A 14,692-nucleotide genomic window follows, 5' to 3' on the forward strand; every position below is an offset into this window, starting at 1 on the left:
GCTTACCAGAGCGCCACGGTGTAGAGCACCAGGAAACGGGTCTGGTTTTCATCGCGAAACGCCGCGCCGCTCGGGAAGTCATTGCGGTAGATCGACTTGCGCGCCATGAACCCGACGTTCTTCAGCGGGCCGTCCTGGATCACATACCCCAACTCCATCTGGAACTCGCGCTCCTTGCGGTCCTTGGCATTGAAAGCGGCCAGTTCGATGTTGTCGCCGCGCACATAGCGCAGCCGACTCTTGAGCCCCGGCACACCCGCTGCGGCGAAGTCGTAGTCATAGATGGCTTGCCAGGTGCGCTCCTTGGCGTTAAGAAAGTCCGAGCTCATGGTCAGCTCGCTCATGCCCATCAACTCGGTGCCGGAGATATAGGGTGTGGCCGTCTCCCCGCTTGAGTGCATGTAGCCAAGGCTGACGCGATGGCCGCCGAGGCGGTAGCCGAACAGCGCCGAGAGGTTGCGGTTATCCACCTTGCCCGCCTTGGCACTGCCGTCCTCGCGGCTGAAAAAGCTGCGCAGGTCGCTGGTGAGCACGCCATCGCCCAACGGCAGGTTGTGCAGCAGTGCCAGGGTGTCCTGCTGGTAGAGGTCCGCGACCTGGGAGTGATAGACGCGCAGGCTGAGGTCTTTGTTGAGCTGATAGTCACCGCCCACATACGCCAGGTGCGACGTGGTGGCGGTGGCGTTGAACCGCCGGTTGGGCGAGGCGATGGTCATGGCCTGGTAGTCGGTGGAGTCGCGCTTGTTGATGCGGTCGATGTAGCCGGTGTTGAAGGTCAGGCCATCGATGTCCTTGGAGCTCAAGGTGGTGCCGCGAAAGGTTTGAGGCAACAGGCGCGACGGGCTGGCAAAGGCGAACGGCAGGAAGATCGACACATCGCCGGCCTTCACCGTGGTTTGCGCAAACCGCAGCTTGGCAGTCGGGGCCAGGCGCGAGTACTCATCGGCGGCGCGCTTGTCGCTGGCCGACACCGGCAGCAACTCGGTGCCGCTGCGGTCCGGCGACGAGTCGAGCTTGACCCCCATCAACCCGCGCACATCCAGGCCGAAGCCCACCGGGCCCGGGGTGTAGCCCGATTCCAGGTTGAGGATGAACGCCTGGGCCCATTCCCGCGCGGCGGTCTTCGCTCCGTCGTCCTTGTAGTCGCGGTCCAGGTAGTAATTGCGCAAGGTCAAGGTGCCGTGGCTGTCGTCGATAAAGCCTGCGGCCCATAGCGAAGTGGGCAACACGCTCAAGGCCAGGCATGCCATGAGCAGGCGTGGGGTATTGTTCGACACACAGGCGACGGGCGCCGCTGCAACGGCTTGCTCCATAGGGAGTTCTGGCATGTTCGATGTCCATTTTTTGTTGTTGTTTTTGGGGTGGCACACGCTCGGCCCGGTCGGCTTCGCGAGCCAAGAATGGAAACAGCCGGCGGTGCCCGTCAACCGCAACTGAGCGATAATCGAACATTAATAAAGCTATCTATTTTTTAGTTGCATATGAATCAACATCGCAAGCCAATGAATTACATGGATTTATTTATGTTTTATGGGCGGATTAATCCACGATTCATTTTTTAGTTATCTTTGTTATCTTAATCATCAGCAGCCACTCGCGCTCGTCACCACAACAAAAACAACAATGAGGTTTGCCCATGGACAGTCCATCGCGTCGTTCGACGCTGACTATTGCGTTGTGCTTTATCGTTGCGCTGATCGAAGGGTTCGATCTGCAGGCCGCCGGCACTGCCGCCGCCGGGTTACGTCAAACGTTCGCCCTGGATCCGAAGATGCTCGGCTGGGTGTTCAGCGTCGGCATCATCGGCCTGCTGCCGGGGGCGTTCTTCGGCGGCTGGGTCGCCGACCGCATCGGGCGCAAGAAAATCCTGGTGGGTGCCGTGCTGCTGTTCGGGCTGTTTTCCCTGAGCACCGCGTTTGTCGACAGCTACGCCAGCCTGTTGCTGGTGCGCTTTCTCACCGGCCTGGGCCTGGGCGCCGCACTGCCCAACCTGATCGCGCTGTGCGCCGAAGCGGTGAGCGAACGCAACCGGGGCACGGCCATCAGCGTGATGTACTGCGGGGTGCCGCTGGGTGGCGCATTGGCCGCGGTGGTGGCGATGTTTTCCAGTGAGCACTGGCAGACCACCTTTATCATCGGTGGCCTGGCGCCGTTGCTCGCCGTACCGTTGATGATCCTGCTGCTGCCGGAGTCCAGCGCCTTTCGCCAACAGCGCGACACTACGCCTGGCGCTCGCCCCTCCACCGGCCAGGCGCTGTTCGGCGAAGGTCGCGCCCGCACCACGTTGGCGTTGTGGCTCAGCTACTTCTTCACCCTGACCGTGATGTACATGCTGCTTAACTGGCTGCCGTCGCTGTTGCTGGAACAAGGCTTCAGCAAGCCCCAGGCGGGCATGGTGCAGATGCTCTTCAATATCGGCGGCGCCCTCGGCTCGCTGCTCGGCGGCGTGCTGCTGGACCGCTGCAATGCCGTCAAAGTGGTGCTGGGTGTGTATGCCGGGTTGCTGGCGGCGTTGGCCGGGGTCGGGTTGTCGATGGGCATCGTGCCCATGGCCATCGCCGGTTTTGCCGCCGGCCTGTTCGTGATGGCCGCGCAGTTGGTGCTGTACGCATCGGCACCGCCCTCCTACCCGACCTCGGTGCGCGCCACCGGTGTCGGTGCCGCGGTGGCCGTCGGCCGCCTGGGTTCGGTGGCCGGGCCGCTGGCGGCCGGGCAACTGCTCGCCGCGGGCGCCGGCACCGCCGGGGTACTGCTGGCGACCTCCCCCGGGGTGGTGATTGCCGCACTGACCATCATCAGCGTGATGGTGCGTACGGCGCCCACTAGAACTTATGCAGCCAATTGAGCACCAGTTTGTTGCCCTGCGTGCGGTTCTCCGCCTGCTGCTCGAAGTAGGCATTTACCGATAGCACGTCTTCCTTGCTGAACCCGTAGACCAGGCCTGGGCCAATGGCCCAGACCTTCTCCCGACGCCCGCTCACGGCGTGCCCATCGACCTGGGTGTCGGTGATCTGCTTCAACCAGTAGCCGTTAACCCCCACGCTCAGTTGCTGGCTCACGGCATATTGCAGGGTCAGGTTGGCATGCAACGCCTGCCCGGCCTGGGTATCGGAAACATCTCCAAAACCTGCCTGCGGATCATCGTTCTTGCCATTCCACAGGTACATGAACCGCCCGCTCGCCGACCACGTCGGGCTGAACCAGTACGTCGCCGCGTAATACGGGTTGAATGACCAGAAGTTGCTGCCTGGGTTGATCGAGCGCTTGCGGTCATAGGCGCCCACCGGCACCGAGATATCGGCTTCGATACGTTGGGTCAACAGCGGGCTGCCATCGGCGCGGCTCAGGGTCGGCAGTTGCAGGAAGGGCCCCACAATCACATCACCAAAACCGGCGCGAGAACTCAGGGCCGCATTGTTCAACCCGTCGTCGACATCCACATGGGCCAGGGAGGTGTTGATCAGGGTGAATCCGGGCATCGCGCCATTGGCCAGGGGTTGGCCGAGGTAGATGATCTGCGTGGTAGGCGCCACCACTTCCACCTCCTGCTTGGGCAACGCCAGCTTGTTGCCGTTGGCATCATTGAAACGGCTGGCCCGGGAATACGTCAGGTATTCCTCCAGGTACCAGCCCGGGCCGGCGGGTGCCGGTGAGCCGTCGTAGAAACTGGTACTGCCCAGGTTAAGGCCGGGCAAGTCGTAAGCATGTGCAGTCGATGACAGTGCGATAAAGGTCCCGGCCGCAGCCGCCCGCAAGATAGGCTTGAGCATCTTGTATGTCCTGTATTTTTGTTGTTGTTCAAGACCCCCGGCACGGTGGATCCGCACCGGGGTTTACCGCTGTAGCAACCCCTACACGTAGGTCGCCGCCAACCCACCGTCCACCGGCAGATTGACCCCGTTGACCCAGCGCGCGGCGTCGGAGCAAAGGAAGGCGATCACCGCCGCCACCTCATCGGCCAGGGCCGGACGGGTCATGCGCTGGCTGTCCGCCGCCACCCGCTCCGGCCCAAGCATGCTGACAAAATCGTCGAGAATCGGGGTAAACACCGGCCCCGGGGCAACGCAGTTGATACGCACCGAGTGATCACGAAACCAGGCCTGGGATTGCCGGAAGCTCCACACGATCAGCGCCTCCTTGAAGTACTGATAACAGCTGGCCTGCTCCACCGGATTGGCCGCCAGCCATTGCTGCCCGGCCTCGAAGCCTTGGGTGGCAGCCAGGGCCTTGTGCAGCTCCAGGCGTTGCGGCCATTGCGCACCGAGCACCGAGGCGACATTGACGATGCTGCCGCCCGCCGCCATACGTGGCAGCAGTGCTTGAGTCAGGTGCCGCAACCCCAGGTAGTTGACCGTGGCTACCGCCTGCACGGGCGCGGTACCGGGCACGCCGGCGATGTTGCACAGTCCGTCGACCCGCGCCGGCAGGCGTGCCACCAGGGCATCGATGCTGGCCGGATCGCCCAGGTCAGCCTGGAAGAAGCCATCCAGGGTCAGTTGCGGTGCATGGCGATCAACGCCGATCACCGTGGCACCCTGGAAGCGCGCGAGCCGTGCCAGCTCCGCACCAATGCCCGAAGCGACACCGGTGACGATCAAGGTTTTGTTGTGCAGGTTCATGTTCAAGCCCTCTTATTTTTGTATAGGCATGGGTAAATCAAATCGATGCGCCGGGATTCAGAACGGATAGGCAGGCGGGGTGTTTTTCACCGTGACCCACTGCCACTGGCTGTACTCGTCCCAGTCGGCCGGCCCGCCTACGCTGCCGCCATTACCGGAAGCGCCGCGCCCACCAAAGGGGTTGATGCATTCGTCGGCGACGGTCTGGTCATTGATGTGCAGCAGGCCGCAGTCAAGCCGCTCGCCGATGGCCATGGCACGCCCCACCGAAGGCGAGATGATCGCGGCCGAGAGGCCGTACTCGGTGCGGTTGGCCAGTTCGATGGCCTCTTCGTCCGTGGCAAAACTGACCACCGTGGCCACGGGGCCGAAGATTTCATCCTCAAACGCGCGCATCCCAGGCCGCACACCGCTGAGCACGGTGGGCTGGTAGAACAATTGGTCGTATTCGCCACCTGCCTCCAACCGCGCGCCCGCTTGCAGGCTGTCGCTGACGATCTCGTGCACGCGCTGCAATTGCCGTTGGTTGATCAACGGGCCGAGCGCGGCTTCACCGCGGGCGGCATTGCCCACCGTCAACGCCCGGGCCTTGTCCACCAACTTGCGCGTGAGGCGTTCGGCGATGGATTCATGGGCGAGAATCAAGCCGGTGGCCATGCAGATTTGCCCTTGGTGCAGCCAGGCGCCCCAGGCGGCATTGCTCGCGGCCAGGTCGAGGTCGGCGTCTTCGAGAATGATCAGCGGGTTTTTGCCGCCCAGTTCCAGCGCGACTTTTTTCAGGTGTCGTCCGGCCACTTCGGCGACTTTGCGCCCCGCCGCCGTCGACCCGGTGAACGCAATCATCTGCACATTCGGATCGCGGCACAGCGCCTCACCCGCCGGCGCGGCACCGGGCAATACCTGCAGCAGGCCCTTGGGCAAGCCCGCCTCCTCGAACAGCCGGGCGATCAGAAAACCACCGCTGACCGGGGTCTGCGGGTCGGGCTTGAGCACCACCGCATTGCCCGCCGCCAGGGCCGGGGCCACCGAGCGCAGCGACAGCACCAGCGGAAAATTGAACGGTGAAATCACCCCGACCACGCCATGGGGCTGACGCCGGGCATAGGACAGGCGACCGGCCGCACTGGGCAGCACCAGCCCGTGAGGTTGGGACAACAGCCCCGCCGCCTGATGCAGCAGCACAATCGCTTCGCGCACTTCGTGCTCGCCCTTGAACAACGCGCCGCCGGTTTCCCGCGCGACGTACAGCGCCAGTTCGGCAAAGGACTGCTGGGCCAGGTCCGCCGCCTTGCGAAACACCTCGGCGCGCTCCCGTGGGCCGAGTGCTGCCCAGGCCGGCTGGGCCAACGCCGCGCTGCGGCAGGCCACGGCGATGTCGGCCGGGTTGGCCATGGCACAGCGCATCAGGGGTTCGCCGGTGGCGGGTTCGATCACCGCGATCACGGACCCCGAGGCAGGTATCCAATCGCCGTTGAACAGGCATTCGGACGCAATGGCCCGCTCTAGCAAGTGGGTGGTTTCAGGTACTGACATGGCAACTCCCGGTTCTTGTAATTGTCATCGCCTGCACAGGGTGCAAACGCCGCATCAAGCCTTGAGCAAAGGCTGTGCCGCTTGCACCCAACGACGCAGACATAAAGGACCGAGGGCTCTGGGACGAGGCCTGCCACGCGGCGCCCACGCCTCACCGCCCCATCGGCTGCAAAAACCGCGGCACCGCCACTTGTTCAATTGATAAGGTTATGTTTAATAACTATCTGAGCAGTTACTCATATCGATCACTCGCTTTGCAGGGGCATAACAATGACTAATCCCCCCAGCGCGCTGCCCGACGACCGGGTGGCCAGCGCGCCCTACCATCCGCGCGGCGACAGCCGTCAACTCAGTGAGAGCAGTTCGCCCACCCCGGCGGAACTGACCGATTGCCTGTTCTTCTCGCCCGAAGACGGGCGTATCTGGCTCAACGATCAACGCATGGTGTTGCTGCACGGTTCGTCGTTCGGTGCCCTGCGCGCGGAGGTCATCGAACGCCTGGGGCTGGAGCAGGCGCGTGGCCTGTTCACCCGCACCGGTTATGTCTCCGGCGCGCGGGACGCGCGGTTGATCCGCGAGCGCTGGCCACAGGCCGATGCCGCCGCCGTGTTTCGCGCCGGGACCCACCTGCACACCCTGGAAGGCATGACCAAGGTTGAACCGCTGCACTTCAAGTTCGATGCCGACTCGGGGTTCTATGAAGGCGAGTTCCTCTGGCACCACTCCTGCGAGGCCGATGAACACGTGGGTGCCTACGGCATCGGCCAGGACCCGGTGTGCTGGACTGAAACCGGCTATGCGATCGGTTTTGTCAGTGGCCTGTTCGGGCAAATGGTGATTTTCCGCGAGGTGGAATGCCGGGGCATGGGCCACCGCTGTTGCCGGGTGATCGGCAAGACCGCGGAGCAATGGGGTGACGTCGAGCAGGACCTGCGCTACCTGAATGTGTCCCAGGCCGTCACCAACGCCACGGTCGCGCCCACGCCCGACCACCCGGTGAACCACAGTGCCAGGGCCAACCCGCCGCAAACACTGGTGGGTGCGAGTGCGGCCTTCAACGCCGCGACACAAGCCCTGCAACGTGTCGCACTGACCCCGGCAACGGTGTTGATCAGCGGCGAGTCCGGGGTCGGCAAGGAGATGTTTGCGCGCCAGTTGCACCAGCTCAGCCGCCGCCAGGACAGCCCGTTCGTGGCGCTCAATTGCGCCGCCATTCCGGACAACCTGATCGAGGCCGAACTGTTCGGTGTCGAACGCGGCGCCTATACCGGCGCGACGCACTCGCGGCCTGGACGTTTCGAACGGGCCCAGGGCGGCACGCTGTTTCTGGATGAGATCACCAGCCTCAGCCTGGCCGGGCAAAGCAAGTTGCTGCGGGCCTTGCAGGAACGGGAAATCGAACGGGTCGGCGGGGTGCGCGGGATCAAGGTGGATGTGCGCGTGGTGGCCGCCACCAATATCGACCTGCGTAAAGCCGTGGCTGACGGCAGCTTTCGTGAAGACCTGTTTTACCGCCTGAATGTCTACCCCATCGCCCTGCCCCCGCTGCGCGAACGCCGGGACGACATCCCGCTGTTGATCAATGCGTTCCTCACGCGCTTCTGCCAGGAATACGCGCGAACGCCGGCGGGCCTGACCATGCGCGCCCTGAAGGTGTTGCTGCGCTATGACTTCGCGGGCAACGTGCGCGAACTGCAAAACCTGATCGAACGCGGCCTGATCGCCAGTGACGAAGGCCAACCCATCGACCTGGTGCACCTGTTTCGCAACGAGCCGATGCCCGCCGATCCCTATGGCCTGGACGACCACGGCAGCCTGTCCAACAGCGCACCGCCGCCGTGCCTGGCATTGTTCGACACCCTTGGCCAACTGGAACCGGGGTTTTCCATCGAAGGCCTTGAATCGCGCCTGCTCAACGAAGCCCTGCAACGCAACGCCGGCAACCTGGCCGCCGCCGCCAGGCTTGTGGGGCTCAGCCGCGCTCAATTTGCCTACCGGTTGAAGAAGCATCAGCGGCAAATCCCTTGAATGCCAATTAGTGCTTTAAAAGCTTTACCCAATTAAGTATTTTGCAGGGATACCGGGGCGATAAGCGCCCCTCTTTTTACTCGTGACAAGGATCTCCTGTGAGCGGACTGCGTGAACGTCAGAAAGCCGAACGCCGGCAAGCTATCAGCCAGGCCGCGATCGAGCTGTTTGAGCGCCAGGGTTTCCAGAACACCACCATCGAACAGATCGCCAGCCAGGCCGGGGTGTCGCCGCCGACGGTGTTCAAGTACTTCGGCAACAAGCAGGAAATCATCCTGGAAATCCTGCATCACGCCGATCAGCGCGCAATCAGTGACACCCGCCGCGAGATCCACACAATGGACGATCCGGTCGAAGCGCTGTGCCACCTGGAAAGCCTGCTCACCGGCTATGCCCTGGAAGTCATGCACCCCAGCCTGTGGCGTGAACTGCTGCCGCTGATCCTGTTCGGCGGCAGCAATGAACTGCCGGCCGGTTATCGCGCCATGAACGATGCGCTCAGGGCGGAAATCAGCGAACTGCTGCGGGAACTGCAACGGGCCGGCAAGCTGCGCCCGCAACTCGATGTGGAGTTGGCCGCGTTCCTGTTGAACGACTATTCGCACCTGCAACTGTTCAGGCTGGTGAACCAGGAACAGCCGGATATCGACGCGCACTCGACGCAGGTACGGCGCATCACCGAGCTGCTGTTTTACGGCATGCAGGCCTGACAGCTTCCAGGGCCGGGCCTCAGTAAAAGCGATAGCAACGAATCACCACCTGGTGGGCGCCCGGGTAATGCACCAGGCCGATAAAACTTGAACGGGTGAGCCAGTCCAGCCGCCCCTTGGGCACCTGAAACACCGGGGTGCAGGTGCAGCGGTACTCCGTCTCAGGAATCGGCCATTGACCGTCGCGCTCCAGCTGGCGCCCGTACTCAGTCATGGTCAATACGCCGCGGTTACGGATGTTGATCACCTCGCCTTCGTCGGTCCTCAGGCTGTAGCGGGCATCCAGTTGACCGATGCCATCCGGGCGCAAAACAAAACAATCGTCTCCGCCCGCCAGGACCTGGCCGCTGATGCCGACCCCATCGAAGTCCCCGCCCACAATCGGGTAGTTGCAGCGCAGGCCTTCAACGCTGTCGCCCAGTGTCACACCCGGCCCTATCGCGACGCGCAGGGTCAGCACCCGCTGCAAGTTGGGGGCAATGTCAATCCGTTCTGTCATGGCAAGCTCCAAGCCCGGCGCGCACGCACCGGGCCACACTGATCAGCGGTTGCTCTTGATGGCCGTCCAGGTGCGGGTACGGATGCGCTCCACGGCGGCCGGAATCGGTTCCAGGGCGAACAGGGTCTTGCGCGCTTCCTCCGGCACATACATGTTGGGGTCGTTGCGGATACTGGCGTCTACCAGCGCAGTGGCGTCCTTGTTCGGGTTGGGGTAGCCGATCTTGTTGCTGATGCGCGCAATCACGTCCGGGCGCAGGATGTAATTGATGAACGCATGGGCCTCCGCCAGATCGGGTGCCTTGGCCGGGATCATCATCACGTCCGCCCACATCGGCGCGCCTTCCCTGGGCAGTGCCATCTCGACCTTGACCCCCTTGCCGGCGGCATCTGCCAGTCGCGTGGCCAATGCGACACCGCCGGACCAGCCCACGCCCACACAGATATCACCGTTGGCCAGGTCCATGCCGTAGCGCGACGAGTTGAAGTAAGTGACGTAAGGGCGAATCTTCATCATCACGGCCTGGGCTTGCACATAGTCCTCACGCTTCTGGCTATTGGGGTCGAGGCCCTTGTAGTGCAGGGCAATCGGCAGGATCTCGTTGCCGGCGTCGAGGAAACCCACGCCACAACTGGCGAGCTTGGCGAGGTTTTCTTCCTTGAAGATGATGTCCCAGCTGTTCATCTGCACGTCGGGGCCCAGGGCCTTGCGCACCTTGTCGACGTTGTAGCCGATCAATGTGGTACCCCATAGGTAAGGCACGGCGTAGCGGTTACCGGTGTCACCCACGGCTTCCAGGGATTGCATGAACTGCGGGTCCAGGTGCTGCCAGTTCGGCAACTGCTGGCGGTCCAGCGGCTGCACGGCTCCGGCCGTGATCAAGTGCCCCAGGTTGGCGGTGCCGGGGAACACCACGTCATACCCGGAGTTGCCCGTCAGCAGCTTGGACTCCATGGTTTCGGCACTGTCGAACACATCGTAAATCGGGCGAATGCCGGTTTCTTCCTGGAAACTCTTGAGCACTTCGGGTGGCAGGTATTCGATCCAGTTGTAGATCCGTACGGTGCGTTCTTCAGCCAGGCAAACACCACTGATGAGCAACGAGGCGACAGTGCCCAGCACGGTGTTACGCAAAAATCTGTTCATGATCAAAACACTCCAGCGCGGCCGCGATGGCTCGCAGCACTTAATAGCGGTAGGTGAAATACAGTTCCAGCGCACTGAACCTCTGGTCATCGCCGAATACCTGTTTGGCGGCGGCCAGCGGCTTGACCCAGTTGTAGGACAGCGACGTATAGAACGACGGCGTGGGCGTCCAGTCGAGGAAAACCACACTTTCGTCAGCAAAGCGCCGATCGCTGACAGGCGCGCCCATGTAGTTTTTCTCGTCCAGCCAGAACTGGTAGTGAATCGCGCCGAGGGTCAGGGTGTCGTTGAGGTGGGTCTTGAGGGAGAACTGCTGGACGTTTTCGTTGCTGTTGAACAGCAGGTAGTTGCCGACCACGTCCCCGACCAGCCACGTGCTCCAGTCGACAAAGCCTTTGCTCAGTGAATCCCAGGCTTTCTGGCGGTTGTCGGTGAGGTTATCGTCGCCGGAAAAGCTCGCGTAGCGGTAGCCAATGATCGGCGTCAGCGGCAAGGTAGTGAAGGCATAGTCGGCCTGGGCATACCAGGCGTTGGCATCGTAGTCGACACCCTCGCCGCTGCCGCGCTCCAGCGCGTACTCGGCATTCAGGGTCAGCGCCTGGACGCCGGGCACCTTGGCGTTGAGCGCCCTGACGTTGTACACCTGCATCCCGTCCCGGCGGCGCGGCAGCGTGCTGCCCCTGGGGCCGAGGGCATTGACCTTCATGGCCATGGCACCGAGCGTCACCTGGTCATCGAGGTTGTAGTCGAGGTTGACGCCGGTCATGCGGAAATCGCCCAGGTCATCATCGGTGCGCAGGGTGAATACCTGGGACTTCAGCGCGCCATGATCCCAGGCCAGGATCGCTGAATCCTTGAAGGCGGTTCGCGGGCCGAGCCAGTAGGCGCCATCCTTGTACTGGTCGAGGTTACCGTCCATGACGATGAACCCCGTACCGATCATGTAGTTCTGGCGGCCGGCGGTGAACTTCCACTCGCCGGCGCGAAAACCGCCGTAGAGTTCTTCGGCTGCGGCCTTGCCGTCGGAGCTGCGGGTGAAGCCTCCCGCATCGCCATCGCCGAAGGTACTCGCCCCCACCAGGGAGCCGCCGGCCAGCAGGCTGAAATCCGGTTGCAGCGCATACTCGAGCTTGACCCCCGGTTTTACGTAGACCTCTTGCCAGTTGATGCGGGCGCCGCCGTTTTTACCGTTGCGTGCATCGACCTGGCCGCTGCCGAAGTTGACGCCACGGGTAAACAGCGTCGCCCCGCCCACGGTGAGGTTGACTTCCCCCTTGAGATCGCCGTCCTCAAAGGTGTAGCCCGCCAGCGCGACGTGGGTGGTCAAGGGTAAGCCGAGCGCTAACAGCGCTCGAGAGAAACGCTTGGTGAAAACCATAAGAAGCTCCTGTGGAATTATTGTTGTTACAGGGCAGTCAATGGCGACGCAGGGCGCCGCCAACACCTGGGCAAGCCAGGTGAATAGAACGCAAGACTCTTATTGTTTGGCGTGGATCAGCGACTCAGGTGGGCGGCGATCGCGCGCAGCATGCGCACGCTGTCGTTATCGAACGGGCTGACCGCATCGGTGAGTGACGATTGCTTGACGATCACCACACCCGACGGCTTGTCGATGAACAGGTATTGGCCGTGGATCCCTCCGGCCATCAGGGCTTGGCTGTGGTCGTTGAACACGTACCACTGGCTGCGATAGGACGCACCCGGCGTCCAGCTGGAGAACTCGGCATTTTGCGCGTAGATCGCCGGATCAGAACCGGCGGCGATACGCGCTACGGTCTCGGGCGACAACAGCTCGACCCCGTCCTGGCGACCGTCGTTGGCGAGCAGGCGACCGAAGCGCGCCATGTCTCTCAAGGTGGCACTGAAGCCCGCCCCGGCAACGTTACGGCCCCAGGGATCGGCCATGAAATAACCGTCGCGCTCGCAGCCCAAGCGCCCCCAGATCTGTTCCAGCATCTGACTGCACGCCTGGCCCGAGGCCCGTTCCATGACCCATGCCAGGACTTCGGTGGTGGCGGTCACGTAATGGAAAAAGCCGCCGTGTGCGCCACGTTTTTTCAGTGACGGCAGGTATTGGTACAGCGATTCAAACTGGGCGTACTGCGCCGGTGCTGGCTGGAAACCGCAGGCATAACCGTACTGCGAACTCTCGGAGGCGGGATCGTCATACACCTCGCTGTAGTCGATGCCCACGGCCATATCGAACAACTGGCGCACCGTAGCATCGCCAAACGCACTGCCCACCAGCTCAGGCACGTAGTACGCGGCGGACAGCTCGGGCTTGAGCATGCCGTTGGAAACCAGTTGTTCGCCAAGGGTGCCGATCAGCGACTTGGTCACCGAGAACATGATGTGCCGATCATCCGCGCGCTGGCCGTTGAAGTAGCGCTCGAACAACACCGTGTCGCCCTGCATCACTAAAAAGGCGTCGGTCTGGCTGGCCACAAGGTGTTCGATCACGCTGATGCTGAGCCCGCATTCGCTGTCGAAACACAGCGGGTCCAGCGCTGTGGGCGCTTCCTTGAGCTGACCGGCAGGCCTTGAACCCGCCGCCACATCAATCGTGGGACGCAGCCGCGCCAGATGACGGAACCCCCACTGGCTGAAGGGCGCGCGCATCCAGTTGTGCCACGTTACCCGGTGTTTCGGCTCGGCCGGGAAGCCCTGCATCAGCGCAGGTGCCACGGGGGTTGCAAAGCACGACTCATTGGCCTCGACGTAAAGAGTCGCCAGTACAGACGGGGTTTTAACACTCATCGGGATAACCCTGAAAATGACTCTGCGTGGGAGCAGATGCACAGGAATAATTATCCGATATTTTATTTTAGTCAATAAAACTTTTTACTCGTTAATTTTACAAACAGTTGTACGACAACAAAGACACACATGATAGTATTTCTCATGCAGCGGACGTTCGATTCGCTGCACCAGTGGCAAGGACGTCCGCTCGAGAAACGCGCATGCCTGTGCGCGTTTAAACACTCAAGTTAATCAAGGATCTGATTACTCATGACAAAACCCTCAACCTTCACTGCCTCCAAACTGGCCAGTGCCGTTATCGGTGCCCTGCTGTTTTCCAGCGTTCCTGCGCATGCCGCGGACATCTGGCTGGATTCGGCCACCACCGGTTGGGCCACTCAGAACGGCGGCACCAAGGGCGGCTCGCGAGCTGCGGCGAATAATATCTACACGGCAAAAAACGCGGCTGAGCTGAAAACCGCACTGAGCGCTTCGGTGGGCACCAACGGCCGTATTATCAAAATCACCGGCATCATCGATATCAGCGAAGGCAAGGCTTATACGACGACTGCTGATATGAAGGTACGCGGTCGCCTGGATATTCCTGGCAAAACCACCATCGTCGGTACCACCAGCAATGCCGAGATCCGTGAGGGTTTCTTCTATGCCAAGGAAAACGACGTCATCATCCGCAACATCACCATCGAAAACCCGTGGGATCCCGAGCCGAAGTGGGACCCCACGGACGGCAGCGCCGGCAACTGGAACTCGGAATACGATGGCCTGACCATCGAGGGCGCCAATAACGTGTGGGTCGATCACGTGACCTTCACCGATGGCCGCCGTACCGATGACCAGAACGGCAGTGCCAACGGCCGTCCGAAGCAGCATCACGACGGCGCGCTGGATGTTAAAAACGGCGCCAACTACGTGACCATCTCGTACTCGGCGTTCAAGTCGCACGAGAAGAACAACCTGATCGGTTCCAGCGACAGCCGCACCACCGATGACGGCAAGCTCAAGGTCACCATCCACAACAGCCTGTTTGAGAATATCTCTGCCCGTGCGCCGCGCGTGCGTTTCGGCCAGGTGCATCTGTACAACAACTACCATGTGGGCAGCACCAGCCATAAGGTGTACCCGTTCTCGTACGCTCACGGTGTGGGCAAGAACTCGAAGATCTTCTCCGAGCGTAACGCCTTCGAAATCGCCGGTATCAGCGGTTGCGACAAGATCGCCGGCGACTACGGTGGCAGCGTCTACCGCGACACCGGCTCGACCCTCAACGGCAGCGCATTGAGCTGCTCGTGGAGTTCGAGCATCGGCTGGACCCCACCGTACAGCTACACTCCGCTGGCTGCCGATAAGGTCGCCGCCGACGTCAAGGCCAAGGCCGGCGCCGGTAAGCTCTAAGCAGC

Annotated in this window: 12 protein-coding genes; 4 read left to right on the top strand and 8 right to left on the bottom strand. The window is 62.1% G+C overall.

What is annotated here, in order from left to right:
* Window positions 1-2: 2 nt before the first annotated feature.
* Window positions 3-1,328, bottom strand: a complete 1,326-nt coding sequence (locus AC07OP_RS16090; protein ID WP_495101916.1) for an OprD family porin — start codon at window positions 1,326-1,328, stop codon at window positions 3-5.
* 308 nt (window positions 1,329-1,636) lie between these two features.
* Between AC07OP_RS16090 and mhpT the strand changes: the two genes are divergently transcribed.
* Window positions 1,637-2,845: a 3-(3-hydroxy-phenyl)propionate transporter MhpT gene (gene mhpT / locus AC07OP_RS16095; protein ID WP_495101915.1), complete on the top strand. Its 1,209-nt coding sequence runs from the start codon at window positions 1,637-1,639 to the stop codon at window positions 2,843-2,845.
* On the opposite strand, the gene AC07OP_RS16100 is transcribed toward mhpT, so the two are convergent.
* The 3 genes from AC07OP_RS16100 to AC07OP_RS16110 form a co-directional block, all read right to left on the bottom strand.
* Entirely contained in the window at window positions 2,823-3,770 is a 948-nt protein-coding gene (locus tag AC07OP_RS16100; RefSeq protein ID WP_495101914.1) for a SphA family protein, read from the bottom strand. The two genes, mhpT and AC07OP_RS16100, sit on opposite strands and share 23 nt — an antisense overlap.
* Window positions 3,771-3,851: 81 nt before the next feature.
* Complete coding sequence (locus AC07OP_RS16105; RefSeq protein ID WP_495101913.1) at window positions 3,852-4,619, bottom strand: coniferyl-alcohol dehydrogenase; 768 nt, start codon at window positions 4,617-4,619, stop codon at window positions 3,852-3,854.
* A 57-nt stretch (window positions 4,620-4,676) separates the two neighbouring features.
* On the bottom strand, window positions 4,677-6,152 hold the full coding sequence (locus tag AC07OP_RS16110; protein ID WP_495101912.1) for a benzaldehyde dehydrogenase: 1,476 nt from the start codon (window positions 6,150-6,152) through the stop codon (window positions 4,677-4,679).
* A gap of 270 nt (window positions 6,153-6,422) precedes the next feature.
* On the opposite strand from AC07OP_RS16110, the gene AC07OP_RS16115 reads away from it, so the two are divergent.
* Complete coding sequence (locus tag AC07OP_RS16115) at window positions 6,423-8,180, top strand: sigma 54-interacting transcriptional regulator (RefSeq protein ID WP_495101911.1); 1,758 nt, start codon at window positions 6,423-6,425, stop codon at window positions 8,178-8,180.
* Window positions 8,181-8,278: 98 nt separating this feature from the next.
* The gene (locus AC07OP_RS16120; RefSeq protein ID WP_027603454.1) at window positions 8,279-8,890 is read left to right on the top strand and encodes a TetR/AcrR family transcriptional regulator; all 612 of its coding nucleotides are present in this window, start codon (window positions 8,279-8,281) and stop codon (window positions 8,888-8,890) included.
* Between the two features lie 19 nt (window positions 8,891-8,909).
* Here the strand turns inward: AC07OP_RS16120 and AC07OP_RS16125 are convergent, their stop codons facing one another.
* From AC07OP_RS16125 to AC07OP_RS16140, 4 genes are all read right to left on the bottom strand, one after another.
* Window positions 8,910-9,389, bottom strand: a complete 480-nt coding sequence (locus tag AC07OP_RS16125) for a DUF3237 domain-containing protein (protein WP_495101910.1) — start codon at window positions 9,387-9,389, stop codon at window positions 8,910-8,912.
* A 42-nt stretch (window positions 9,390-9,431) separates the two neighbouring features.
* Window positions 9,432-10,535 (bottom strand): polyamine ABC transporter substrate-binding protein, encoded by a 1,104-nt coding sequence (locus AC07OP_RS16130; RefSeq protein ID WP_495101909.1) that lies wholly within the window; start codon window positions 10,533-10,535, stop codon window positions 9,432-9,434.
* Between the two features lie 40 nt (window positions 10,536-10,575).
* Complete coding sequence (locus tag AC07OP_RS16135; protein ID WP_495101908.1) at window positions 10,576-11,913, bottom strand: alginate export family protein; 1,338 nt, start codon at window positions 11,911-11,913, stop codon at window positions 10,576-10,578.
* A 116-nt stretch (window positions 11,914-12,029) separates the two neighbouring features.
* A complete protein-coding gene (locus AC07OP_RS16140; protein WP_495101907.1) occupies window positions 12,030-13,292 on the bottom strand; it encodes a serine hydrolase domain-containing protein in 1,263 nt (420 codons plus the stop codon).
* Window positions 13,293-13,544: 252 nt separating this feature from the next.
* Here AC07OP_RS16140 and AC07OP_RS16145 point away from each other — a divergent pair, with 252 nt between their 5' ends.
* Window positions 13,545-14,687, top strand: coding sequence for a pectate lyase family protein (locus AC07OP_RS16145; protein WP_027603449.1), 1,143 nt, complete (start codon window positions 13,545-13,547; stop codon window positions 14,685-14,687).
* Window positions 14,688-14,692 lie beyond the last annotated feature (5 nt).

The sequence above is a fragment of the Pseudomonas sp. GW821-FHT09D08 genome, assembly GCF_059416305.1.

Excerpts from the sequence above, each read along its gene's own strand:
- AC07OP_RS16090 (WP_495101916.1), bottom strand. The coding sequence starts at position 1,328 with ATGCCAGAACTCCCTATGGAGCAAGCCGTTGCAGCGGCGCCCGTCGCC.
- mhpT (WP_495101915.1), top strand. The coding sequence starts at position 1,637 with ATGGACAGTCCATCGCGTCGTTCGACGCTGACTATTGCGTTGTGCTTT.
- AC07OP_RS16100 (WP_495101914.1), bottom strand. The coding sequence starts at position 3,770 with ATGCTCAAGCCTATCTTGCGGGCGGCTGCGGCCGGGACCTTTATCGCA.
- AC07OP_RS16105 (WP_495101913.1), bottom strand. The coding sequence starts at position 4,619 with ATGAACCTGCACAACAAAACCTTGATCGTCACCGGTGTCGCTTCGGGC.
- AC07OP_RS16110 (WP_495101912.1), bottom strand. The coding sequence starts at position 6,152 with ATGTCAGTACCTGAAACCACCCACTTGCTAGAGCGGGCCATTGCGTCC.
- AC07OP_RS16115 (WP_495101911.1), top strand. The coding sequence starts at position 6,423 with ATGACTAATCCCCCCAGCGCGCTGCCCGACGACCGGGTGGCCAGCGCG.
- AC07OP_RS16125 (WP_495101910.1), bottom strand. The coding sequence starts at position 9,389 with ATGACAGAACGGATTGACATTGCCCCCAACTTGCAGCGGGTGCTGACC.
- AC07OP_RS16130 (WP_495101909.1), bottom strand. The coding sequence starts at position 10,535 with ATGAACAGATTTTTGCGTAACACCGTGCTGGGCACTGTCGCCTCGTTG.
- AC07OP_RS16135 (WP_495101908.1), bottom strand. The coding sequence starts at position 11,913 with ATGGTTTTCACCAAGCGTTTCTCTCGAGCGCTGTTAGCGCTCGGCTTA.
- AC07OP_RS16140 (WP_495101907.1), bottom strand. The coding sequence starts at position 13,292 with ATGAGTGTTAAAACCCCGTCTGTACTGGCGACTCTTTACGTCGAGGCC.
- AC07OP_RS16145 (WP_027603449.1), top strand. The coding sequence starts at position 13,545 with ATGACAAAACCCTCAACCTTCACTGCCTCCAAACTGGCCAGTGCCGTT.